The organism is Clostridium arbusti SL206, from assembly GCF_000246895.1.
Lineage (GTDB): Bacteria > Bacillota > Clostridia > Clostridiales > Clostridiaceae > Clostridium_I > Clostridium_I arbusti.
The window spans coordinates 12,258-37,267 of record NZ_BAEV01000031.1 but is presented as its reverse complement, the minus strand read 5'-3'; the positions used below and the strand labels follow the sequence as shown (position 1 = coordinate 37,267).

Annotated in this window: 21 protein-coding genes and 1 pseudogene; all 22 read left to right on the top strand. The window is 29.6% G+C overall.

Annotated elements, in window-relative coordinates:
- Window positions 1-39 precede the first annotated feature (39 nt).
- The 22 genes and pseudogenes from dprA to truB all read left to right on the top strand — a co-directional run bounded on the left by dprA (window position 40) and on the right by truB (window position 25,008).
- Window positions 40-1,112, top strand: a pseudogene (dprA, locus tag RH99_RS07690) (DNA-processing protein DprA).
- 52 nt (window positions 1,113-1,164) lie between these two features.
- On the top strand, window positions 1,165-3,279 hold the full coding sequence (gene topA / locus RH99_RS07685; RefSeq protein WP_010236162.1) for a type I DNA topoisomerase: 2,115 nt from the start codon (window positions 1,165-1,167) through the stop codon (window positions 3,277-3,279).
- Window positions 3,280-3,495: 216 nt separating this feature from the next.
- Window positions 3,496-4,272: a GTP-sensing pleiotropic transcriptional regulator CodY gene (gene codY, locus RH99_RS07680; protein WP_010236161.1), complete on the top strand. Its 777-nt coding sequence runs from the start codon at window positions 3,496-3,498 to the stop codon at window positions 4,270-4,272.
- Between the two features lie 180 nt (window positions 4,273-4,452).
- The gene (gene rpsB, locus RH99_RS07675; RefSeq protein WP_010236159.1) at window positions 4,453-5,154 is read left to right on the top strand and encodes a 30S ribosomal protein S2; all 702 of its coding nucleotides are present in this window, start codon (window positions 4,453-4,455) and stop codon (window positions 5,152-5,154) included.
- A gap of 70 nt (window positions 5,155-5,224) precedes the next feature.
- Window positions 5,225-6,148 carry a translation elongation factor Ts gene (tsf, locus tag RH99_RS07670; RefSeq protein ID WP_010236156.1) on the top strand — a complete coding sequence of 308 codons (924 nt, stop codon included), beginning with the start codon at window positions 5,225-5,227 and terminating at the stop codon, window positions 6,146-6,148.
- Between the two features lie 126 nt (window positions 6,149-6,274).
- On the top strand, window positions 6,275-6,985 hold the full coding sequence (pyrH, locus tag RH99_RS07665) for a UMP kinase (protein ID WP_010236153.1): 711 nt from the start codon (window positions 6,275-6,277) through the stop codon (window positions 6,983-6,985).
- Window positions 6,986-7,001: 16 nt separating this feature from the next.
- A complete protein-coding gene (gene frr / locus RH99_RS07660) occupies window positions 7,002-7,559 on the top strand; it encodes a ribosome recycling factor (protein ID WP_010236150.1) in 558 nt (185 codons plus the stop codon).
- A 74-nt stretch (window positions 7,560-7,633) separates the two neighbouring features.
- On the top strand, window positions 7,634-8,410 hold the full coding sequence (uppS, locus tag RH99_RS07655) for an undecaprenyl pyrophosphate synthase (RefSeq protein ID WP_010236147.1): 777 nt from the start codon (window positions 7,634-7,636) through the stop codon (window positions 8,408-8,410).
- Between the two features lie 11 nt (window positions 8,411-8,421).
- Complete coding sequence (locus RH99_RS07650; RefSeq protein ID WP_010236144.1) at window positions 8,422-9,261, top strand: phosphatidate cytidylyltransferase; 840 nt, start codon at window positions 8,422-8,424, stop codon at window positions 9,259-9,261.
- A gap of 437 nt (window positions 9,262-9,698) precedes the next feature.
- A complete protein-coding gene (locus tag RH99_RS07645; RefSeq protein ID WP_010236143.1) occupies window positions 9,699-10,664 on the top strand; it encodes an AI-2E family transporter in 966 nt (321 codons plus the stop codon).
- 18 nt (window positions 10,665-10,682) lie between these two features.
- Complete coding sequence (locus RH99_RS07640) at window positions 10,683-11,840, top strand: 1-deoxy-D-xylulose-5-phosphate reductoisomerase (RefSeq protein WP_010236142.1); 1,158 nt, start codon at window positions 10,683-10,685, stop codon at window positions 11,838-11,840.
- 14 nt (window positions 11,841-11,854) lie between these two features.
- Entirely contained in the window at window positions 11,855-12,865 is a 1,011-nt protein-coding gene (locus tag RH99_RS07635; protein ID WP_010236141.1) for a M50 family metallopeptidase, read from the top strand.
- 12 nt (window positions 12,866-12,877) lie between these two features.
- Entirely contained in the window at window positions 12,878-13,939 is a 1,062-nt protein-coding gene (gene ispG, locus RH99_RS07630) for a flavodoxin-dependent (E)-4-hydroxy-3-methylbut-2-enyl-diphosphate synthase (protein ID WP_010236139.1), read from the top strand.
- Window positions 13,940-14,028: 89 nt separating this feature from the next.
- The gene (locus RH99_RS07625; protein WP_026038432.1) at window positions 14,029-18,369 is read left to right on the top strand and encodes a PolC-type DNA polymerase III; all 4,341 of its coding nucleotides are present in this window, start codon (window positions 14,029-14,031) and stop codon (window positions 18,367-18,369) included.
- 196 nt (window positions 18,370-18,565) lie between these two features.
- Window positions 18,566-19,027 carry a ribosome maturation factor RimP gene (gene rimP, locus RH99_RS07620; protein WP_010236135.1) on the top strand — a complete coding sequence of 154 codons (462 nt, stop codon included), beginning with the start codon at window positions 18,566-18,568 and terminating at the stop codon, window positions 19,025-19,027.
- 16 nt (window positions 19,028-19,043) lie between these two features.
- Window positions 19,044-20,114, top strand: a complete 1,071-nt coding sequence (nusA, locus tag RH99_RS07615) for a transcription termination factor NusA (RefSeq protein WP_010236133.1) — start codon at window positions 19,044-19,046, stop codon at window positions 20,112-20,114.
- A 12-nt stretch (window positions 20,115-20,126) separates the two neighbouring features.
- Window positions 20,127-20,396: an RNase P modulator RnpM gene (rnpM, locus tag RH99_RS07610; RefSeq protein WP_010236131.1), complete on the top strand. Its 270-nt coding sequence runs from the start codon at window positions 20,127-20,129 to the stop codon at window positions 20,394-20,396.
- A complete protein-coding gene (locus tag RH99_RS07605) occupies window positions 20,386-20,697 on the top strand; it encodes a ribosomal L7Ae/L30e/S12e/Gadd45 family protein (protein ID WP_010236129.1) in 312 nt (103 codons plus the stop codon). The genes rnpM and RH99_RS07605 overlap by 11 nt, the downstream gene beginning before the upstream one ends.
- A gap of 15 nt (window positions 20,698-20,712) precedes the next feature.
- Window positions 20,713-22,809: a translation initiation factor IF-2 gene (gene infB / locus RH99_RS07600; protein WP_010236127.1), complete on the top strand. Its 2,097-nt coding sequence runs from the start codon at window positions 20,713-20,715 to the stop codon at window positions 22,807-22,809.
- An 18-nt stretch (window positions 22,810-22,827) separates the two neighbouring features.
- Window positions 22,828-23,190: a 30S ribosome-binding factor RbfA gene (gene rbfA / locus RH99_RS07595; protein WP_010236125.1), complete on the top strand. Its 363-nt coding sequence runs from the start codon at window positions 22,828-22,830 to the stop codon at window positions 23,188-23,190.
- A complete protein-coding gene (locus RH99_RS07590; RefSeq protein WP_010236123.1) occupies window positions 23,180-24,139 on the top strand; it encodes a DHH family phosphoesterase in 960 nt (319 codons plus the stop codon). The genes rbfA and RH99_RS07590 overlap by 11 nt, the downstream gene beginning before the upstream one ends.
- Window positions 24,139-25,008 (top strand): tRNA pseudouridine(55) synthase TruB, encoded by an 870-nt coding sequence (gene truB, locus RH99_RS07585; protein WP_010236121.1) that lies wholly within the window; start codon window positions 24,139-24,141, stop codon window positions 25,006-25,008. The genes RH99_RS07590 and truB overlap by 1 nt, the downstream gene beginning before the upstream one ends.
- The last annotated feature ends 2 nt before the right edge of the window (window positions 25,009-25,010 follow it).

The window sequence follows — 25,010 nt, the reverse complement described above, 5'->3', positions numbered from 1 at the left end:
ACACGTAGTATAAATAAGAGAATAAAGAAGGAGTTACTTATGAATGACTACGATTTATGGTTTATTTTGCTTAATATTAGCAATAAAACAAAAATAAATTTAATAAAAAGATTTAAAACTACTAAAGAAGTATGGTATTATACTGTAAATGAACATAATAATGATGATTTTAACAAATTTGGCATAAAACCAAAATGGGAAAAAGGAAAAATTGAAATTCTTAAAAGTTCAATTATAAAAAATAATATAAAAGTTGTTACATTTATGGAAGAATATTATCCTGAAATATTAAAACAATATGATGATTCGCCTTTTGCAATTTTTTATAGAGGAGATATAAATAAACTAAGTAAATGTATAAATATTTCTATAGTAGGATCTAGAGATTGTTCTGTTTATGGAATTAATACAACTAAAGTAATAGTAAAAGAATTAGAGGGTCATAATATAAATGTAGTCAGTGGACTCGCAAGAGGTATAGATTATTATGCTCATTTATATTCAATTGAAAATAATATATTTACTTGTTCTGTACTTGGCTGTGGAATTGACATTATATATCCTAAATCTAATACAAAGCTATATAATAGTATATTGGAGAGAGAGGGATGCATTATTTCTCAATTTATACCTGGTACAAAACCGCTTAATTATAATTTTCCAACTAGAAATCGTATTATAAGTGCACTTAGTAAAATTACTATTGTAATAGAAGCAAATTTAAAAAGTGGATCATTAATTACAGCTAGTTCAGCTTTGGATCAAGGGAAAGATGTAATGGCAGTACCTGGATCGATTTTCTCTAAAAGTAGTGTGGGAACTAATAAGCTTATTAAAGATGGGGCTTATCCATTAACTTCGGTAGAAGATATATTTACTTTGCTGGATTTAGATTATAGTAAAAAAGTTAATGGTAATAGAAAAACCATGAATAATTTAGAAAAAAAATTTATAATGTAATTAGTGATACTCCAATACATATGGATGATATTATAAAACTAACCAATATTGACATATCACAAATTTATGAGTTATTATTTGAAATGCAACTTAAAGATGAAATCATGTGTTTAAGTGGCAACTACTATGTTAAATTTAATAATACTATTTAAATATAAAATATAACATTAAATGATACAAAGACAGAATTTTGGAGGGGATAAGATGGGACAAAATTTAGTTATTGTAGAATCACCAGCTAAAGCAAAGACTATAGGAAAATATTTAGGAAAAAATTTCGTTGTGGAAGCATCTATGGGGCATGTTAGAGATTTGCCCAAAAGTACACTTGGAGTTGATGTAGAGAACAACTATAATCCTAGATATATAACAATAAGAGGAAAAGGAGAACTTTTAGACAAACTTAGGAAAAGTGCAAAAAAAAGCGATAAAATATATCTTGCTACCGATCCTGATAGAGAAGGTGAAGCTATATCTTGGCATCTAGCAAAAGTTTTAAAGATAGATGATGATAAAAAATGTAGAATAGTTTTTAATGAAATAACTAAAAATGCTATAAAATCTGCTATAAAAAACCCTAGAAAAGTAGATTTAAACCTTGTTGATGCTCAACAGGCACGTAGAGTACTAGATAGACTGGTTGGTTATAAAATCAGCCCCATACTTTGGAGAAAAGTAAAGTGGGGATTAAGTGCAGGAAGAGTTCAGTCTGTAGCATTAAAGATGATATGTGATCGTGAAAAGGCTATAAACGATTTTAAACCTGAAGAATATTGGTCTATAGAGTGCTTATTAAGTAAAAGTGAAAAATTTAAGCCGTTTTTAGTAAAACTACATTCTGCAAATAATAAGAAAATGTCTATATCAAATAAAGATGAAGCAGATGCTATTATAAAGCAATTAGAACCAAAAGAATTTATAGTAAACAATATAAAAAAGTCTACCAAAAATAAAAATCCATTGGCACCATTTACTACAAGTACATTGCAACAGGATGCATATAAAAGATTGAATTTTTCAACTAAAAGGACTATGTCTATAGCACAGGCTTTATATGAAGGAATAGAAGTAAAAGGTCATGGAACTGTAGGTTTAATTACCTATATGAGAACAGATTCGGTGAGGATATCTGAAGAGGCACAAAATGGTGCGAAGGAATATATTAAATCTAATTTTGGAGAAGAGTTTATTCCGAAAACTCCAAGATTATTCAAAGGAAAAAAGAATATACAAGATGCACATGAAGCAATAAGACCTACATACATAAATATTGCACCAGAAGAAGCTAGATCAAGTCTTAAAGATGATCAATTCAAATTGTATAGTTTGATTTGGAATAGATTTATGGCAAGCCAAATGGCTTCATGTATTATGGATACTATTACTTTGATTATAAAAAATGGAATATATTCTTTTAGAGCCACAGGTTCTAGTATTAAATTTCCAGGCTTTATGAAAGTATACAATTATTCATCTGATGAAGAAGATAATGATATTAAAATTCCAGCATTAAATGAAAATGATATATTATTTAAAAAAGAAATTAAAGGAAATCAGCATTTTACTCAACCACCAGCAAAATTTTCTGAAGCATCTTTAGTAAAAACTCTTGAAGAAAATGGTATTGGTAGGCCAAGTACCTATGCGCCAATTATCTCTACACTTCTTGATAGGAAATATATACAAAGAGATAAAAAGACATTGACCCCAACCGAACTTGGCAATATAGTAAATAATATTGTAAGTGAATATTTTAAAGAAATAATTGATATAGAATTTACTGCTGAAATGGAAAATAAGCTAGATAATGTAGAAGAAGGTAAAGACAATTGGAATAGTGTAGTTGATAAATTTTATAAACCTTTAGAAGTTTCTATAGATATTGCAGAAAAAGAAGTAGCAAAGATTACTATAGAAGATGAAGTTACAGATATTAAGTGCGACAAATGTGGTAAATTCATGGTTATTAAACATGGACGATTTGGCGATTTTTTAGCATGTCCTGGTTATCCAGAATGTAAAAATACAAAACCTATAGTAGAGGAACTTGATGTAGCCTGTCCAAAATGTGGTGGGAAAATACTAGTTAGGAAAAGTAAAAAGGGAAGAAAATTTTTTGGTTGTAGTAACTATCCAGAATGCGATTTTGTTAGTTGGTTTGAACCAACTAATGAAAAATGTGAAAAATGTGGATCCTATATGGTGAAAAAATACAGTAAGTCAAAGGGTAATTATTTAGAATGCTCTAATAAGGAGTGCAAAAATAAAAAAAATAACGAAATTCAAAATAATGAAACCCAAAATAATGAAACCAATTAATTTGAATGTGCCTAATATATAATGTTAAATATTGTCGAATGCAATAAACTTTAAGTTGAAAAATAAAAATTACTATGATATTATAACAAGAGGGATTGTATAAAAATTCGGAATATTGAAAATTATTCTGAAATTATGTATTATCCCTTGTTGCTGATTGTACACCTATGAGAGATATATAGATTGTAGGGAAAATAAAAGTAGGGGGAATACCACATGTCTACACTATTAAATAAGACAAGAATGCTTAATAAGATATTACAAAAATCAGGTACTGAACCAGTTGTGTTCGATGATATATGTAAACCTCTAAGTGAAGTGTTAGAATCTAACGTGTATATAATAAGTAGAAGAGGAAAAATACTAGGATATAATTTGTCAAGTGGGTTTCAATGTGAAGTATTAAAAACTGATGTTATAGATAATATGAAATTTGCTGATCTATATAATAATAAACTTATGAGTATTCATGAGACTAAAGCTAATTTGCCTATTGATGGTAAGTGCACTTTTAATGAAGAGGATTGTTGTGGCTTAAATAATAAAATTACAACTATAGTACCTATCATCGGGAATAGAGAAAGATTAGGTACTTTAGTTCTTGCTAAGTTTGAGGATCAATTTAATGATGATGATATGGTACTTGCTGAATATAGTGCTACTATAGTCGGACTTGAAATATTAAGATCTAAACATGATGAAATAGAACATGAAGCTAGGAAAAAGGCAGTAGTACAATTAGCTATTGGAACTTTATCCTATTCAGAATTAGAAGCAGTTGAACATATATTTAATGAATTAGATGGATCTGAAGGTTTATTAGTTGCTTCAAAAATTGCGGACAAGGTTGGAATAACTAGAAGTGTTATTGTCAATGCATTGAGAAAATTTGAAAGTGCGGGAGTAATTGAATCTAGATCATTAGGTATGAAAGGTACTCATATTAAGATATTAAATGATAAATTATTAGATGAATTGAAAAAAATAAAATAAATAAGTGGGGTGCTTAAGTGTATCCCGCTTATTTATTTTATAAAAAGATATTGAATAAAAAAGATATGTATGGTACAATGTGAAAGTAAAAAATACGCACATCACCTAATTTGGAAGTTGGTGCCATTTGGTAACTTACAGATATGAAGGTGATGGAGGTAAAAACCAGGAGGTAGAATTATGTCAGTTATATCAATGAAACAATTATTAGAAGCAGGTGTTCATTTTGGACATCAAACAAGAAGATGGAACCCAAAAATGGCTCCATATATTTTTACAGAGAGAAATGGTATATACATTATTGATTTACAAAAAACTGTTAAAAAAGTTGATGAATCATATAATTTTATAAAAAGCGTTTCTGAAGAAGGAAAAGATGTTTTATTTGTAGGTACTAAAAAACAAGCTCAAGAAGCAATTCAGGAAGAGTCTGTAAGATGTGGTATGCATTTTGTAAACAACAGATGGTTAGGTGGTATGTTAACTAACTTTAAAACAATTAAAACAAGAATAAACAGACTTGATGAAATACAAAAGATGGAAGCGGACGGGATTTTTGAAGTTTTACCTAAAAAAGAAGTTATCAATCTTAAAAATGAGGAAGAAAAGCTAGTGAAAAATCTTGGCGGAATTAGAAGCATGGTTCAAGATAAAGTAGGAGCTTTATTTATAGTAGATCCAAGGAAAGAAAAAAATGCTATTTCAGAAGCTAAAATCTTAGGAATACCAGTTGTAGCTATAGTTGATACAAACTGTGATCCAGATGAAGTTGATTATGTAATTCCTGGTAACGATGATGCTATTAGAGCTGTTAAGTTAATAACAGGTAAAATGGCTGATGCAATTATAGAGGGAAGACAGGGAGAACAATTAGCTGAATAGTTTACAATTAAATGAAGAAGTTTACTTCTTCATTTAATTATAATGAACGAAAATGATCGGAGGAATAAATATGATTTCTGCAAAGATGGTTAAAGAGTTAAGAGATAGAACTGGAGCCGCTATGATGGCTTGTAAAAAAGCTTTATCAGAATCAAATGGTGATATGGATAAAGCAATTGAGATATTAAGGGAAAAGGGCCTAGCTGCAGCAGCTAAAAAGGCTGGTAGAGTAGCAGCAGAAGGTTTAGTTGTTACATATTTAAGTGAAGACAAAAAATCAGGAGCAATAGCTGAAGTAAACTGTGAAACCGACTTCGTTTCAGCAAATGAAGAATTTATATTGTTAGCAAACAATGTAGCTAAAATGGCAGCAATTTCAAGTTCAAATACTGTAGAAGAATTAATAAATGAAAAATATGTAGATGATAATAATATAACTCTTAATGACGCTGTTACAGCTTTAATAGCTAAATTGGGAGAAAACATGAATGTAAGAAGATTTACTAAATATAATGTAGAAAATGGTGTGGTTCAAAGCTATATTCATGGTGGCGGAAGAATCGGAGTATTAGTTGAACTTTCATGTGAAAAAGAGAACGAAGTACTTGCTGAATTGTCAAAAGATGTATGTATGCAAATTGCAGCTACTAACCCTTTATTCTTAAATGAAGATCAGGTAGATTCTAAGAGTTTAAATAGTGAAAGAGAAATCTATAGAGTTCAAGCTTTAAACGAAGGAAAACCTGAAAAAATTGTTGATAAAATGGTTGAAGGTAGAATTAAAAAATATCTTAAAGAAGTTTGTCTTGTAGATCAAGTTTGGGTTAAAGATTCAGATTTAACAATTTCAAAACTTCTTGCAGCAAAATCTAAAGAAGTTGGTGCTCCTATAACTATATCAGCTTTCTCTAGATTTGAAAGAGGAGAAGGAATTGAGAAAATAGAGGAAAATTTTGCTGAAGAAGTTCAAAGACAAATGCAGCAGGGTAAATAGAAAAAGAGAACACTGCGTGTTCTCTTTTTTTTAAAGTAACTACTTTTACTAAAAAGACTTAGCAATTTTAAGCTGAATTCAGACAAATAAAAGGTTAATATTAGCAATTTGGAGGTATATTATAAAATGAAATCTATAAAATATAAAAGAATAATGTTAAAATTATCTGGTGAAGCCTTAGCAGGAAAAAATGGATACGGCATAGACTTTCAGGTAGCAAAAAGAATTGCTGAAGAAATAAAAGAGATAGTAAAGATGGGTATAGAAGTTGGTGCTGTAGTTGGCGGTGGCAACATATGGCGTGGAAGACAAGGCGAGGATATGGATAGAACTACTGCTGATTATATGGGAATGCTTGCTACTTGTATAAATGCCATGGCTTTACAGGATTCACTAGAGGGTATAGGTGTATACACAAGAGTTCAAACAGCTATAGAAATGAAAGAAATTGCTGAACCTTTTATAAGAAGAAGAGCTATGAGACATCTTGAAAAAGGAAGAGTAGTTATATTTGGAGCAGGAACAGGAAATCCTTATTTCTCTACAGATACAACAGCAGCCTTAAGAGCAGCTGAAATAGAGGCAGATCTTATATTGTTAGCTAAAAAGGTAGATGGAGTTTATGATAAAGATCCTAATAAATATAGTGACGCTGTTAAATATGATACTGTTAGATATATGGATGTGCTAGAAAAGGGATTACAAGTTATGGATTCAACAGCTACTTCATTATGTATGGATAATAATATTCCAATTCTAGTATTTGGTTTAGATACACCGGGAAATATTAAAAGAGCTATTACTGGTGAAAAAATTGGTACTTTAGTAACTAAATAATAAAGGAGAAGTTTATATGGTAAAAGATATTATTAATACTGCTGAAGAAAAAATGAGTAAAACTATATCAGTTTTAAAAAAAGAACTTACATCAATGAAAGCAGGTAGAGCTAATCCTGCTATGCTTGATAGAATTGAAGTGGAGTATTATGGAACCGCAACGGCTTTAAATCAAGTTGCTAATGTGTCTGCTCCAGAACCTAGAATTTTACTTATTCAACCTTATGATAGAACTGCAATAAAGGATATTGAGAGAGCTATACTTATGTCAAATCTTGGACTGAATCCTTCAAATGATGGATCAGCAATTAGACTTGTTATACCAGAACTTACAGAAGAAACAAGAAAGAATATTGTTAAGTCTGTAAAAAAGAGCGGAGAAGATGCAAAAGTTGCTGTTAGATCTATAAGAAGAGATGCCAATGATAAAATTAAATTATTGAAAAAAGATAATACTTTAACTGAAGATGAAACAAAAAAATATGAAGATAATGTTCAGAAAAAGACAGACGAATATATTAAAGATATAGATAAAATAGTAGATGCTAAAGAAAAAGATTTAATGTCTATATAATATTTATAAACCTGCGACTCCGCAGGTTTTATTAATAGTTTATATAATTAAATGTGGAAATGGAGTGGGGTTATATGTGGAAATTTTTAGGGCATAAAGATAATAAGAATTCTTCACCAAAAGATGTTCAATTGGATTACAGTAGTATTCCAACACATATTGCTATAATTATGGATGGTAATGGAAGATGGGCTAAAGAGAGAAATCTTCCAAGAAGTTTAGGGCATAAAGCAGGCGTAGAAACTCTTAATAAAATTATTAAAGAAGCTAGTGATTTAGGGATAAAATATCTAACTTTATATGCATTTTCAACTGAAAATTGGAATAGGCCTCCAGAAGAAGTGAGTGCTTTAATGAAACTTTTAGCTGAATATTTAAAAAAACAGCTTAATGAACTACATAAGAATAATGTAATAGTAAGAACTATTGGAGATATATCAAAATTACCAAATATATGTGTTGAAGTATTAGAAGAAGCAAAGGAAAAGACAAAAAATAATACTGGAATGATATTAAACTTTGCTTTGAATTATGGAGGCAGAGACGAAATACTATATGCAGTAAAAAATATATTTAAAGAATACAATGAGGGTAAACTATCTAAAGAAGATATAGATAATCTAGCTGAACAGGATTTTAGTAAGTATTTATATACACAAAATACTCCGGATCCAGATATTATAATAAGACCTAGTGGAGAACAGAGATTGAGTAATTTTATGTTGTGGCAATGTGCATATTCAGAATTTTGGTATAGTAATATAAAATGGCCAGATTTTACTGAGGCAGATCTTCATCAGGCAATAGCAGACTACCAACGTAGAGATAGAAGATTTGGCGGGATAAAGTAGAGGTATAATTTATGAATAAAAGATATATTGGTTCAGTGATTTTAGCACCATTAATAGTTTTCTTATTTCTAGGAGGAAATTATTTAAAAACTTTAGTATTAATAATATCCTTAGTAGCTATGCATGAATTTTATAAGGTGGTAAAAGAAAAAAATATTCATGCAATGAGCATATTAGGATATATTCTATGTATTATATATTATTTCCTTATAAATAATAACTTGGAATTTAAATACATGATATTGATATTTACACTTAGTGTATTTATTATGTTTTGTATACCTGTATTTAATACAAAATATAATTTTGTGGATATTGCAATAACCATGTTAGGATTTTTGTATATAGCTGTATTTTTTAGCTTTATAGTTCTTATAAATATAAAAACTTTGAATTTTAGAGGTAATACTATATTTGTTGGAAAATATTTAATATGGCTTGTGTTTCTATCATCTTGGATTTGTGATACTACTGCTTATTATGGAGGAAGGTATCTTGGAAAACATAAATTATGTCCTAAAGTAAGCCCCAAGAAAACAATAGAAGGATCTATTTCTGGTTTAGTTGGTAGTGTTGCAGCGTGTATTATATTTGGAATGCTTATAAATAAATATTCTGTTAGTATGAATTTAGTACATATTAATATATACAATTATGCATTTATAGGTTTACTATGTGGGATATTCTCACAATTTGGTGATTTGGCAGCATCTTCAATTAAAAGATATGTTGGAGTAAAAGATTATAGTCAGTTGATACCTGGACATGGCGGAATATTAGATAGATTTGATAGCATACTATTTTCTGCTGCTATAGTATATTATTATATAAGTTTTGTATTACTTATATAATAAGTTTAAATTTATATAATTTATATTAAAAGCTTAGTATATAAGCTTCTAAATGGGAAATAAAAGTGCTTAAATTGTGCATTGTTATTTCCTTTTTATTTTCTATTAAAGATATATATTTTTATATTCCATGGTTAAGGCATATTCAAATAAATAACAAGTCAGTATACTAGTCTATTTTGAATCATACTAAGTTAACAGAACCTTCTGATAGCACCACTATCATCAGAACCTGTTTCCTTGCATATTTCAAAATATACGTCGCATCTTTGACTTGTTATTTATTTTCACATGCCTAAGTTAGTTTTTCTTATTATTGATTGCTACAATTACTAAATGTTTATATTTCTTTAATTATATTAAATTTCAAATAATTTTAGTTATATATACTTTAATTTGAATATAATGTTATATAACATTAATATGGAGATGTAAAATTGTACGAAAAATACAAAAAAATAATTAACTGTATAACAATATTATTAATATTTATAGCTGCAACAATAATAATAAAAAATTACTTTAAACCATTTTTTATTATTATAGGCTTGTTGATATTTTCAACTCCAATTTATAATTTCATGTACAAACATAAGATATTTAACAAAAGACTAAATGCAGTTATAGCAATTATGATAATAAATATATTATTTTTCATAGCTGTTATATATAGTGGTAACTTTATTATAGAAAAGCTCAGATATTTAGTTGCTAATGTTTTTAACAATTTTACTTTAGACGATCTAGATAGTAAAATACAAGGAACTAAGTATTTTAGAATTGAAGAAATAATTGAAAGGGCCAAGTATTCTATATTTCATAATATTGACAGTAAAATTATACAAAGAGGAGCTAGCTATACAACTGATAGCATTTTATCTTACTTTGTCAGCAATATATCTGTTTACTTTATTTTGGTAGACAAATATGTTATAGTAAAAAGTACTGAAAGATTAATAACAAAAGAAAAGGTAACACTGATACATAAAAAAATACAAGATATTAAAAAGATGATTTCTATTGAAGCTATATTAGTCTTACTTACTACAATTCAAACAGTTTTTGGTTTTGTAATCTTAGAAATTAATAGTGCTATTTTTTTAGGAATATTATGTGGTGCTTTGGATATATTACCTTATGTTGGAACCATATTAATATTTCTACCATTGATAATATATAAGGTTTATTTAAAACAATACATAATAGCTGTAGGATTAATATTTCTATATACTTTATTACAATTCAACAGACAAATAATGGAAACGAAATTTATGAGTACAAAATTACAAATACATCCCTTATTATTGATTCTTTCAATGTATATAGGTGGAAAAGTATTTGGAATAGTAGGTATTATTATAGCCCCAATTTATGTATTAACTATAAAAGAAATCATTTTGTAATAGTGGGGAGAGATTTTTTTGAAAAACATTTCAATATTAGGTGCTACAGGTTCTATAGGAACGCAGACATTAGATGTTATAAAAAATGATAGAGAAAATTTAAAGTTATTAGCTGCAACAGCGAATAAAAATTACTCAAAGATAATAGATATAATAAATGAGTTTAGTCCCAAATTAGTTGCTTTAATGGATAAATCTGCTTCTGAAAAGGTTAAGGAATACTGTGTAGAACATAATAAAGATATAGAAGTGCTAACTGGGGTTGCTGGATTAAATGCTGCTGCAACACTAAAAGATATTGATACAGTTGTAACGTCTGTAGTTGGAATGGTAGGACTTATTCCAACAATTGAAGCTATAAAGTCTGGAAAGACCATAGCACTAGCTAATAAGGAAACTTTAGTTGTAGGTGGAGAAATAGTTATAAATGAAGCAAGAAAACATAAAGTAGATATACTTCCTGTTGATTCAGAACATGGTGCAATATTTCAATGTATTAATGGTAATAATACTAAGGATATAAGTAAGATATTACTTACAGCCTCAGGTGGACCATTTAGAGGTAAAAGTAAAAATGAGCTTACCAAGATAACGCCACAGGAGGCACTTAAACACCCGAAATGGAATATGGGTAATAAAATTTCTATTGATTCAGCTACACTAATGAATAAGGGCCTTGAGGTAATAGAAGCACATTGGCTATTTGAAGTTATCTATGAAGATATTCAAGTAGTTGTTCATCCACAAAGTATAATCCATTCAATGGTAGAATATTGTGATGGAACTGTACTTTCTCAAATGGCTACTACAGACATGAGGCTACCAATTCAATATGCTTTAAATTATCCTAATAGAGGTAAGCGAATAATAAATAAATTAGATTTTTATAATTTAGAGGAATTAACTTTTGAAAAACCTGATGTGGATACCTTTGGTTGTTTAAAATTAGCCTATGAAGTGGGGAGAAAAGGTGGAAATTTACCTACTATATTAAATGCGGCAAATGAAATAGCAGTAGAATTATTTTTAAATAATAAAATTAAGTTTCTTGATATAGAAAATATAATAAGAGATTCATTAGAGAAATTTCAATATATTAAGGAGTTAGATATTGATACTATTTTAGAAACTGATATGAAAGTAAGAAATTATATAAACAATAAATATAATATTTAAGAGGAGGGATAATTTTGTATGTTATAGCTGCAATACTTGCTTTTGGAGTATTAATCTTAATACATGAACTTGGACATTTTACATTAGCAAAGCTAAACGGTGTGATAGTAGAAGAATTCGCAATAGGAATGGGCCCAAAATTATTTGGAATTAAAGGAAAACAAACTCAGTATTCTATAAGGATATTTCCTTTTGGTGGATATGTAAAAATGCTAGGAGATCAAGAAAAAAGTAATGATCCAGGAGCATTTAACAATAAGTTACCAATTCAAAGATTGAGTATAGTTCTTGCAGGTCCAGTGATGAATATTATATTGGCTATTGTATTATATTGTATTATAGGCGGATTTAGTGGATTTGCTTTACCCGTTATTAATAATACGGTACCAAATAGTCCTGCTGCTAGTGCGGGTATAAAAGCTGGAGACCAATTAGTAAAAGTAAATGGTATTGGAGTATTAACTTGGGAAGATTTTTCTATGGGTGTAGCTCTCGCAAAGGATAAACCTATTAATTTAACCGTTAAGCAGAATGGTGAATTAAAAAGATATACATTAAATACTGTGAAGGATAAGGAAACTAACAGACGTATAGTTGGAATTTACCCTAAGGTAGTGAGCTCACCTACAGTGTTGCAATCTATAGGATATGGGTTTAGGGAAACTATATCTATAATAAAGCAAGTATTTTTAAGCTTTAAAATATTGTTTTCAGGTGGAGCATCATTTAACGATGTAGGCGGTCCTGTAACCATAATAAAGATAACTAGGCAGGCGGCTATAGCTGGAATTATACCACTTCTAACCATTACTGCTTTCTTGAGCTCACAATTAGGTATTATTAATTTAGTGCCCTTTCCAGCTTTAGATGGAAGTTATGTTCTCATATGTTTATATGAAATAATAACAGGAAAATCAGTAGATGAGAATAAGGTAGGTATTATTAATACAGTTGGATTTACTATACTAATGGCATTTATGGTACTTATAATTATAAAAGATATAGTTTTCCCCGTTAATTTTTAGGAGTTGATACAAATGAAAAGATTAAATACTAAAAGTATTAAAGTTGGAGATATTTATATAGGCGCTAATAATGATATAACAGTGCAATCAATGACAAATACAGATACTAGAAATGTAGCTGACACAGTAAATCAAATTTTAAAATTAGAAGAGGCGGGTTGTGACATAATTAGGTGTGCTGTACCCGATGAAATAGCTAGTGAAGCCATAAAGCAAATAGTTAGTGAAATACATATACCAATGGTTGCGGATATACATTTTGATTATAAATTAGCATTAAAATCTATAGAAAATGGTGTATCTGCTCTTAGAATAAATCCTGGAAACATTGGTAACACTGATAGGATTAAAATGGTTGCTAAAGCTGCTAAAGAAAGAGAAATTCCCATTAGAATTGGTGTTAACTCTGGTTCTCTTGAAAAAGATTTATTGAATAAATATGGCAAGGTATGTGCAGATGCCCTAGTTGAGAGTGCATTAAATAATGTTAGAATACTGGAAGATGTGAATTTTGACGATATTGTAATATCAATAAAATCTTCAGACGTTTTAATGATGATTGAGAGTTATAGAAAAATATCTGAGAAAGTAAAATATCCTCTACATGTTGGGGTGACGGAAGCGGGAACTATATGGAGAGGAACTATAAAATCTAGTATAGGGATAGGAACTCTCTTATGTGAAGGTATAGGAGATACTATAAGAGTTTCTTTAACTGGAGATCCAGTGGAGGAAGTTAAAGTTGGAAGAGAAATACTTAAATCTATTGGATATTTATCAAGTGGCATTGAATTTGTCTCCTGTCCTACTTGTGGGAGAACTGAAATAAATCTTATAAAAATTGCAAAAGAGGTAGAGGAAAGACTATCTAATTGCAAAAAAAATATTAAGGTAGCTATTATGGGGTGTGTTGTAAATGGGCCTGGTGAAGCAAGAGAAGCGGATATTGGCATAGCAGGTGGTAGAGGTGAGGGACTCATATTTAAAAAAGGTAAAATTATAAAAAAGGTTAAAGAAGAAGATCTTGTAGAAGAACTTATAAGGGAAATAAATAAATTATCTGAAACGGAATAATAAGCTAAGTATGTAAAATACACTAGCATACTCATTGGTTATTTCTTTTAAGATGTATAAAATATACTAAAAAGTATTGGAGGAATATTATCTTGAGTACAAATCTAGCTGAATTAATAATAAAAGATATTAATTCTAATGATATGTTAGTAGATGAAGATATAAAAATCATAAGAGTACAATTTCTAAAAAAAAGTAATAGATTGAGAATTTTCATTAAGTCTATTAATGAATTAAATAGCGAAAATGTTAATTTAATAAAATCAATAATAGTGAAAAAAATAAATTGTACTAATGAAATTGATTTAATATGCTATAAAGATATATCTAATATTATACTTAAGGATATTTGTACTAAATACTGGATAGATGTTATAGGAAATATCACTTCTGCTTTTCCTATTGCAAAGGGATGCTTAACAGAGTCAACTATATCTGCTGAGGGAGATACTATAAATATAATAAATGGTAATAAATTTTTATGTCATTTATTAAAGAGTAGGGAACTTGAAAAATTATTAAAACATACTATTGAAGACATGTTTTCAATAAAGTGCAGAGTTAACTTAAAATATGATGAAGTTATTAAAAATACTGATTATTTTTCTGATAGAGAAAATAAAGAGAGTGTTATAATAAAAAATATTATAGCAGCTAATGCTGAAGTTGTAAGAGAAGATAAATCTACTAGTGCACCTAAAAGGAATATAGAAAAGAATAATCAAAATAGATATGAAAGAAATTATTCAAGTACTCCAGATAAAAATAGCTCTGTTATCTATGGCAAATCAATAAATAATAACAATGTTGAAATAGATACTATAGATGAAACTTCTGGTGTTGTTACTATTTTAGGAGATATATTTAAAGTTAATATTGTAGAAACAAAATCTGGTAGAAAAATTGTAACTTTTTATATAACGGATTATACCAGCTCCATAACCGTTAAGTGTTTTCCAAGGCCAAAGGATACAGAAAAATTAATTGATGAAATAAAAGAGGGGCTTTATTGTAAAGTTAGAGGTGAAGCAACTTATGATACCTTTTCAAAAGATGTTGTTATTATGGGAAGGGATATAGTAAAATGCAAGAAAATCGAAAGAATGGATACTTGTGATGAAAAGAGAGTAGAACTTCATTTACATACTACCATGAGTGCTATGGATGCAATGACTCCAGCTAGTAAACTTATTAAACGTGCTGCAAAATGGGGACATAAAGCTGTAGCGATAACAGACCATGGTGTGGTTCAAGCATACCCAGAAGCCATGGATGCAGGTAAGAAAAATAATATAAAAATTCTTTATGGAGTCGAAGGCTATTTAGTAGATGATGGTGAACCCATTATAATTAATCCTAAAGACCGGACTATAGAGGACACTTTTGTGGTTTTTGATATAGAAACTACCGGCCTTTCCAGTAAAAATGATAAAATTATTGAGATTGGTGCAGTTAAAATTAAGGCAGGAGTCATAATTGATACTTTTAGTACTTTTGTCAATCCTGAGATGAGAATACCAAATAAGATAATAGATCTCACTAGTATAAATAATGATACAGTAAAGGATGCACCAACCATAGAAAAAGTATTACCTGATTTTATAAATTTTATAGAGGATTCTATACTTGTTGCACATAATGCAAATTTTGACGTTTCCTTTATTAAAAAAAATTGTAGAGATATGAAAGTAAAATGTAATAATTCTGTGATGGATACAGTTTTACTTTCTAAGTTTTTAATACCAGAATTGAAGAAGTATAAGTTAAATGTTATATGTAAACATCTAGATATATCTTTAGAAAATCATCATAGAGCAGTAGACGATGCAAAAGCAGCAGCTGATATTATGCTGTGGTGTTTTAAAGACTTGAAGGAAAAGGGTATAAGCAAACTTGAAACTATTAATTTAGAGTTTTTAAGTAAACAGGATATTAGAAAACTTCCTACATATCATATAATAATTTTAGTTAAAAATATGGTTGGCTTGAAGAATTTATATAAATTAACCTCCACTGCCAATTTAGATTATTTTTATAGAAGACCTAGAATGCCTAAAAGTGTTATAAATAAGTATAGAGAAGGACTTATTTTAGGATCTGCCTGTGAAGCGGGACAGCTTTATAGATCCATAGTGAATGGAAAAACTGATGATGAACTAACAGAAATGGTTAATTTTTATGATTATTTAGAGATTCAACCTCTTGGAAATAATAATTTTATGATAAGAAATGGGACAGTAAAAGATGATAATGAACTTATTGATATAAATAAAAGAATTTGTCATTTAGGAGAAAAATTCAAGAAACCTGTTGTTGCTACAGGTGATGTTCATTTTCTAGATAAGACTGATGAAACTTTTAGAAAAATATTAATGTCAGGACAAGGGTTTAATGATGCTGAAAATCAGCCTCCACTATACTTAAAGACTACAGATGAAATGCTTCAGGAGTTTTCTTATCTAGGAAGTGAAAAGTGTAAAGAAGTAGTTATATATAATACACAAAAAATTGCTGATATGATTGAAGATGTAAAGCCCATACCAGATGAAACCTTTCCACCTAAAATACCTGGTGCGGAAGAAGACATTAGAGATATGACTTTAAAAAAGGTTCATGAGATATATGGAGATAAACTTCCGGAAGTTGTACAAAGCAGACTGGATAAGGAATTAAATTCTATAATCAATAATGGATACGCTGTACTTTATCTTATTGCGCAAAAATTAGTAGCTAAATCAACTGAAGATGGATATTTAGTTGGTTCGAGAGGTTCTGTTGGTTCTTCGTTTGTTGCTACAATGTCAAATATTACAGAGGTAAACGGATTACCACCTCATTATGTTTGTCCTAAGTGTAAGAATAGTGAGTTTTTCACTGATGGATCTATAAGTTCAGGAGCAGATTTGCCAGATAAGGTTTGTCCTAAATGTGGAACTACTTATGAAAAAAACGGACATGATATACCCTTTGAAACATTTCTTGGATTTAATGGGGATAAGGAACCAGATATAGATCTTAACTTTTCAGGAGAGTATCAATCTGTAGTACATAAGTATACAGAAGAACTTTTTGGAAAGGGCCATGTATTTAAAGCTGGTACTATTGGTACTGTTGCTGAAAAAACTGCTTATGGATATGTAAAAAAATATTTAGCTGAAAAGGAAATAAATGTACCTCAGGCTGAAATTGAAAGACTAACTATAGGTTGTACAGGAATAAAAAGGACCACAGGACAGCATCCAGGTGGTGTTATGGTTGTTCCAAGTGATAATGAAATATACAATTTTACTCCAATACAACATCCGGCAAATGATAATGATACAGACATTATAACTACTCATTTTGACTATCATTCTATTAGTGGTAGACTTTTGAAACTTGATATACTTGGACATGACGATCCTACAGTTTTAAGAATGCTTCAGGACTTAACAGGAATAGACCCTAAATCTATACCGCTTGGTGATGAAAAGGTAATGAGTTTGTTTACTTGTCCTGATGCACTAGGAGTAACAAAAGAAGAACTGGAATGTGAAGTGGGAACTTATGGATTGCCAGAGTTTGGTACAAAATTTGTAAGACAGATGTTACTTGATACTAAGCCAAAAACTTTTGCGGATTTGGTGAGAATTTCTGGATTATCTCATGGAACGGATGTTTGGCTTAATAATGCTCAGTACTATATTAAAGAAGGGTATACTACCTTAAAGGATTGTATTGCTACAAGAGATGATATTATGATATATCTTCTTCATAAGGGATTACCACCCAAAATAGCTTTTACTATTATGGAAAAGGTAAGAAAGGGTAAAGGCCTTTCAGAGGAACATGAACAAATAATGAAGGATAATAAAGTACCGGACTGGTATATAGAATCCTGTAAAAAAATAAAGTATATGTTCCCAAAAGGTCATGCTGTGGCTTATGTAATGATGGCAGTTAGAATAGCTTATTTTAAGTTATATTATCCTAAAGCTTACTATACTACATATTTTACAGTAAGAGCAGATGACTTTGATGCTAACCTTATGATACGTGGTGAAGATGCTATAAGGCAAAAAATGCAGGAACTATACTCTATGGGAAATAATCTTACGCAGAAGGATAAGGGACTTCTTACTCTTCTAGAAATATCTTATGAAATGTATAAAAGGGGAATAGAGTTTTTGAAAGTAGATTTATATAAATCTAATGCTACAAAATTCTTAATTGAAGGTGACGCTATAAGATTGCCAATAAATTCTCTAGCAGGTGTAGGAACAAATGCAGCAAAGAATATAATTGCAGCTGGAAAATTAGGAGAGTTTATTTCAAAAGAAGATTTAAGATTACGTGCTAAAGTATCAAAAAGTGTAGTTGAAACTTTAGGAGAACATGGATGTCTTAATGGTCTTCCTGAAACTAATCAACTATCCATATTCAGCATGTAATACTAAATTTTTTATTGAAATTAGAAATTTCTTGTGATAGAATGGATAGAGATAATCTTTTACTTATAATTTTTTGCAAGAGAGTGGGATAAAAGCCCGCTCTTTCTATTTGTAAACGCAACTGTAGTTGCGTTTTTCATTAATATAAATATATTATATAAAAAATGCAGAAGATATTAGTAAGGAGGGAATTTAATTGGATAAAAAGATTTTAATTAATAAGTTAATAGATTTATTTAACCCAATAGTTACAGAATTAGGTTATGAATTTTATTATTTAGAGTTTGTTGAAGAAGACGGTGAAAATTTTCTTAGAATTTACATAGATAGTGAAAATGGCATCGGCTTAAGTGATTGTGAAAAGGTAAGTAGAAGAATAAGTGAAACTTTAGATGAAGAAGATCCTATATCAAGTAGTTACTACTTGGAAGTGTCTTCTCCCGGCGTATTTAGAACACTTTTTACAGATGAGCATTTAAATAAGTATATTAATTCAAATATTAGTTTAGATTTAAATAAGTTATATGAAGGTAAAAGAAATCTTGAAGGAAAACTTATTAAATTTGATTCGGATAATATTATTATTTATGATGAAAATAATGAATTTTCAATACCTAGAAACACCATTGACAAGGTTATTCTAAAAGGGGAGCTTTAAGGAGGTTTAAACAAAAATGAATGAGGAATTTATCGGTGCATTAAAAGAAATTGTTAGGGAAAAAGGAATAAGTGAGGATTTATTATTTTCTACAATTGAAGATGCTTTAGTAGCTGCATATAAGAAGAATTATGCAAAAGTAGCTGACAATGCACACAATGTGAAAGTTACCATGGATAGAGAAAATGGAGATATTCATGTTTACTCTCAAAAAACTGTTGTGGAAGAAGTTTTTGATGATATAAATGAAATATCTTTGGAAGATGCAAAAACAAAGAATCCTAGATATCAGGTTGGAGATTTAGCTGATATTGAAGTTACTCCAAAAACTTTTGGTAGAGTAGCAGCTCAATCAGCGAAACAAGTTGTTGTTCAAAGAATCAAAGAAGCAGAAAGAAGTATAATATATAATGAATTCGCTGAAAAAGAATTTGATATTATTACTGGAACTGTTATAAGAAAAGACAAGGGCAATGTACTTATTGATCTTGGTAAAATAGAAGCAGTATTAAGCCAAAATGAGCAAATACCTGGAGAAGACTACATATATAATACAATGATAAAATTATATATTGTTGAAGTTAAAAATACAACAAAGGGTGCACAAGTAGTAGTTTCAAGAACTCATCCTGGTCTTGTAAAAAGATTATTTGAATTAGAAGTTCCTGAAATATATGAAGGAATAGTTGAAATAAAATCCATATCGAGAGAAGCTGGATCAAGAACTAAAATTGCAGTTTATTCTAATGATGAAAATGTGGATCCTATGGGTGCTTGTGTTGGAACTAAAGGTACTAGGGTACAAAATATTGTTAATGAACTAAGAAATGAAAAAATTGACATTATCAAGTGGAATAAATTGCCTGAAGAATATATAGCAAATGCTTTAAGCCCAGCAAAAGTAATTGATGTATCTATTGATGAAGGTAATAAGAGTGCTAAGGTTATTGTAGATGAAGGACAGCTTTCATTAGCAATAGGTAAGGAAGGCCAAAATGTAAGACTTGCAGCTAAACTTACTGGTTGGAAGATAGATATTAAAAATAAAGAACAAGCTGAAAAACTTACAAAATCTATTGAAGAATAGAGGTGTATTGCTATGGTTGTAAAAAAAATACCTAAAAGAATGTGTACTGGATGCATGGAAATGAAACCAAAAAAAGAATTAATTAGAATTGTCAGAACTAAAGAAGGCGAAGTTTCAATAGATTTTACCGGGAAAAAAGCTGGTAGGGGAGCTTACATTTGTAAGAATATAGAGTGCTTAGAAAAGTCAGTAAGAGCAAAAAGACTTGCAAAAAGCCTTGAAACAGATATCAGTGATGAAATCTATTCAAAACTAAAGGATGAAATTATAAATGAACAATGATAAATTTCTTAGGTTTTTAGGTCTTGTTAAAAAAGCAGGAAATCTAAAAGAAGGCTACAATAAATGTGAAGAGACACTAAAAGCTGGAAGCTCAAAGATCATATTAATATCAAAGGATGCCTCAGTAAATACAAAGGATAAGTTTAATACATATGCCAAAAGATTTAATTCGAAAATCATTGAATTTTTTACTAAAGAAGAATTAGGTAGAGCTTTAGGAAGGCCAGAGATTAATGTTGTCTGTATTACTGATACAAATATGAGCAAAAAGCTTTTGGAATTATGGCAGGAAAAAATATAATCGGGGGTGACTTATTTGTCAAAAATAAGAGTGCATGAATTGTCAAAGGAGCTAGGTATTTCTAGCAAAGATTTAATAAATTTACTTTTACAAGAGTTTAATATAGAAGTAAAGAATCATATGAGTACAATAGATGATGAAGATGCTGAACTTATAAAGGAATTTTTTGCTGACAGTGAAAATAAAGATTTTGCTGAAAGTGCTGTAGGTAAAAAAGAAAGTTTAGTAGAAGAATATGAAGAAATTTTAAATGATAGTATAAATGAGGTAAAGCGCAAAAAGAACAAAAATAAGAAAGAAGATTTAGAAGATTTAGAAGATAATATATCTACTGAAGAAGTAGCAGAAGAAAAAGAGATTATTGAAATAGATAAGACTATAACAGTAAAAGAACTTTCAGATAAAATAGGAAGTCCAACAGCTGAAGTTATTAAACAATTAATGTTTATGGGTGTTATGGCAGCTATAAACCAAGAGATAAATTTTGAGACCGCTGAAAAATTGTGCGAAAAATTTAATACCATTGCTGTACCTAAGGAAGATAATGATGATGATGATTTTGCTGAAATAGATAGTGAAGCAGATAATGACTTATTATTAAAAAAGAGACCAGCAGTTGTTACTGTAATGGGTCATGTTGACCATGGTAAAACTTCATTACTAGACGCTATTAGAAAAGCTAAAGTAACAGAAAGTGAAGCTGGTGGAATTACACAACACATAGGTGCTTATGTTGTTAATATAAATGGTGAAAGCATAACATTCTTAGATACACCTGGTCATGAAGCATTTACAGCTATGAGAGCTAGAGGAGCTCAAATTACAGATATAGTTATACTTGTAGTCGCTGCTGATGATGGTATAATGCCTCAGACTAAAGAAGCTATTAATCATTGTAAAGCTGCTAATGTACCTATAATTGTAGCTATAAATAAAATAGATAAACCAGGTGCTAATCCTGACAAAGTAAAACAGGAACTTACTGAGTATGGTCTTGTTCCAGAAGACTGGGGTGGAGAGACAATATGTGTACCAGTTTCAGCAAAAACTAAAATAGGTATAGACGATTTACTTGAAATGATAGTATTAACAGCTGAAGTAAAAGAATTAAAAGCAGATTCAAGTAGAAAGGCTAAAGGTGCCGTAATTGAATCCAAACTTGATAAAGGAAGAGGACCAGTTGCTTCTCTTTTAGTTCAAAATGGTACACTTCATGTAGGAGATTCAATATTGGTTGGTTCAACCTACGGTAGAATAAGAGCTATGTTTGACGATAATGGCAAGAAGATAAAGAGCGCAGGACCTTCAATACCAGTGGAGATACTTGGACTTTCAGAAGTGCCATCTGCTGGAGACAAATTCAATGTAATAAGAGATGAAAAGACTGCAAGAAGTATGTCTGAGAAGAGAAAAGAAAAGGTTAGAAATACTTACTTGAACTCAAACCATAAAGTATCTTTAGAGGAATTATATAGTCAAATACAAGAAGGAAAAGTTAGAGAACTTAATATTATTGTTAAAGCAGATGTTCAGGGTTCAATTGAAGCTTTAAAACAATCTCTTGAAAAACTTTCAACAGAATCTGTAAAGGTAAGAGTTATACATGGAGCAGTAGGAGCTATAACAGAAACAGATGTAACTTTAGCTAGTGCATCAAATGCCATAATAATAGGTTTTAATGTAAGACCTGATACTAATGCTACCAGTGCTGCTGAAAAAGAAGATGTTGACATAAAAACTTATAGAATAATCTATAATGCTCTTGATGATATTAAAGCAGCAATGTTAGGTATGCTTGAACCAGAATTTAAAGAGGTTATAGTAGGTAAGGTAGAAATTAGGCAAGTATATAAGATATCTAGTATAGGAACTGTTGCAGGATGTTATGTACTTGATGGAAAGATAACAAGAAACAGCAGTATTAGAATTATAAGAGACGGAATTGTAATTCTTGAAGGCGAACTTGGATCTCTTAAGAGATTTAAAGATGATGCTAAAGAAGTTGCTGCTGGTTATGAATGTGGCCTTACAATAGAAAAATACAACGACATAAAAGAAGGAGATATTCTTGAGGTATTTGCTATGGAAGAAATAAAGCCTAAAGAATTATAATACAAAGGGGAGATTTCTGTGGTTAAATACAGAGGTGGAAGAATAAATGAAGAAGTAAAAAAAGTTGTTAGCAACGTGATACAAAATGAAATAAAAGATCCAAGACTTAATACTTTAATAAGTGTTACTAAAGTAGACGTTACTAAAGACTTGAGATATGCAAAGGTATTTGTAAGTATACTTGGAGATGATAATGCAAAAAATGAAAGTCTAAGTATTCTTAAAAAAAGTGCAGGATTTATAAGAAGAGAAGTTGGTCATCAAGTTAGTCTAAGGTTAACACCAGAGATAATTATTGAACTTGATAATTCTATTGAACATGGAATGCATATAGATTCTATTCTTCAGAAGATAAAGGAGACCAAAAAAAATGATAATTGATGAAATTATTAATACACTGATGAAAAGTAACAAGATTTTTGTTACTTTTCATCAGTCACCAGATGGAGATTCTTTAGGAAGTTCTCTTGCTTTAGTTAATGGTCTTAGGTCAATAAATAAAGATGTATCTATAGTATGTAAAGAAACCATACCAGAAACATTTTCATTTCTTCCTTTAAGTAATGAAATAGATGGATCTCTTAAAGAAATACCCAAAGATGCTGATTGCTTAGTTGCACTTGATTGCGGAAATGTAGATAGATTAAATTGTGATATAGATTTTCATAATAAAAGTTTTATCATAATAAATATGGATCATCATTTGTCCAATGATTCCTATGGAGATATAAACTATGTGGATACTAAGGCAGCTTCTGTTGGAGAAATAATTTACAAATTATTAAATCAAATGAATGTAAATATTGATGTTAAAATTGCTGAATGCATATATACGTCAATTTTAACAGATACCGGTTCATTTAGACATTCTAATACTACTTATAATACACATTTAATTGCAGGTAATTTAATAAATGCAGGACTTGATTTTAGTTCTATACATAGAAAAATATTTGACAACAAAAAACTTGAAGTTATAAAACTTCAAGGATTGGTAATAGATAACTTATATCTTAATAGTACTAATAATATCTGTATAATGAAACTTACTATTAATATGCTAAATAAAGCGGGAATTAAAGAATGTGATAGTGCTGAGGTTATATCTATTGGATTAAAAATTGATACTGTAGAAACTGCTATACTGCTAAAAGAAACAGAAGATGGGGTTAAAGTTAGTCTAAGGTCTAAAAACTATGTTGATGTAAGAAAGGTAGCAGAAAAATTCAGTGGTGGTGGACATATAAGAGCTGCTGGATTGAAATTAGATGTAACTATTGAAGAAGCGGAAGAAATACTTATAAAAGAATTGGAAAAAGAGCTGATATAATGGATGGTATACTGAATATATATAAGACTCCTGGTATGACTTCTTTCGATGTAGTAAGAAGTATAAGAAAATTAAGTAGAATTAAGAAGGTTGGACATACTGGTACATTAGATCCTTTAGCTACAGGTGTATTACCTGTTTGTTTAGGTAAGGCTACAAAACTTGTAGACTACATAATGGATGATTTTAAGATATATGATGTAGTTTTAAAGCTTGGTTTTACTAGTGATACTTATGATAAAGAGGGTAAAATAGTTAAAGGCAGCCATATAAATGTATCAGAAGAGGATATAAGAGATGCTATAAATTCTTTTATAGGATCTATAGATCAAATCCCACCTATGTATTCAGCATTAAAAGTAAATGGTAAAAGATTATATGAATTGGCAAGACAAGGAATTGAAGTAGAAAGAAAAAGTAGAAAAATAACTATATATGATATAAGGATTACGGAAATTAAAATACCTTATGTTTCTTTTGTGGTAAAGTGTTCAAAAGGAACGTATATTAGGAGTCTTTGCAATGATATAGGTTCAATACTTAAATGCGGTGGATTAATGTGGAATCTAGAAAGAATAGCAACTGGGGCATTTACAAAAGAGGATTCAATTAAATTAGATGATTTAACTGAAGAAAATATAAGAGAGCATTTGATTTCTATGGATACTGCTTTACACATGTATCAAAAAATATATTTTAATGATGACTTAGAAAAGTTACTTATAAATGGAGTTATACTTAAAAATAATTCATTAATAGATTATATCCCTGATAACAAATTGTGTAGAACATATTTAAAAAACAATAAATTCATTGGAATAGGTATGAAAAATGAAGTGGGTTTTAAAATAGTTAAATTATTAACTTAGGA

What these genes read in the sequence shown, in the direction of transcription:
- codY (WP_010236161.1), top strand. Translation starts at nt 3,496, where the DNA reads ATGTCTACACTATTAAATAAGACAAGAATGCTTAATAAGATATTACAA.
- RH99_RS07605 (WP_010236129.1), top strand. Translation starts at nt 20,386, where the DNA reads ATGAACAATGATAAATTTCTTAGGTTTTTAGGTCTTGTTAAAAAAGCA.
- uppS (WP_010236147.1), top strand. Translation starts at nt 7,634, where the DNA reads ATGTGGAAATTTTTAGGGCATAAAGATAATAAGAATTCTTCACCAAAA.
- nusA (WP_010236133.1), top strand. Translation starts at nt 19,044, where the DNA reads ATGAATGAGGAATTTATCGGTGCATTAAAAGAAATTGTTAGGGAAAAA.
- topA (WP_010236162.1), top strand. Translation starts at nt 1,165, where the DNA reads ATGGGACAAAATTTAGTTATTGTAGAATCACCAGCTAAAGCAAAGACT.
- ispG (WP_010236139.1), top strand. Translation starts at nt 12,878, where the DNA reads ATGAAAAGATTAAATACTAAAAGTATTAAAGTTGGAGATATTTATATA.
- pyrH (WP_010236153.1), top strand. Translation starts at nt 6,275, where the DNA reads ATGAAATCTATAAAATATAAAAGAATAATGTTAAAATTATCTGGTGAA.
- rpsB (WP_010236159.1), top strand. Translation starts at nt 4,453, where the DNA reads ATGTCAGTTATATCAATGAAACAATTATTAGAAGCAGGTGTTCATTTT.
- RH99_RS07650 (WP_010236144.1), top strand. Translation starts at nt 8,422, where the DNA reads ATGAATAAAAGATATATTGGTTCAGTGATTTTAGCACCATTAATAGTT.
- tsf (WP_010236156.1), top strand. Translation starts at nt 5,225, where the DNA reads ATGATTTCTGCAAAGATGGTTAAAGAGTTAAGAGATAGAACTGGAGCC.
- rnpM (WP_010236131.1), top strand. Translation starts at nt 20,127, where the DNA reads ATGGTTGTAAAAAAAATACCTAAAAGAATGTGTACTGGATGCATGGAA.
- frr (WP_010236150.1), top strand. Translation starts at nt 7,002, where the DNA reads ATGGTAAAAGATATTATTAATACTGCTGAAGAAAAAATGAGTAAAACT.
- RH99_RS07590 (WP_010236123.1), top strand. Translation starts at nt 23,180, where the DNA reads ATGATAATTGATGAAATTATTAATACACTGATGAAAAGTAACAAGATT.
- truB (WP_010236121.1), top strand. Translation starts at nt 24,139, where the DNA reads ATGGATGGTATACTGAATATATATAAGACTCCTGGTATGACTTCTTTC.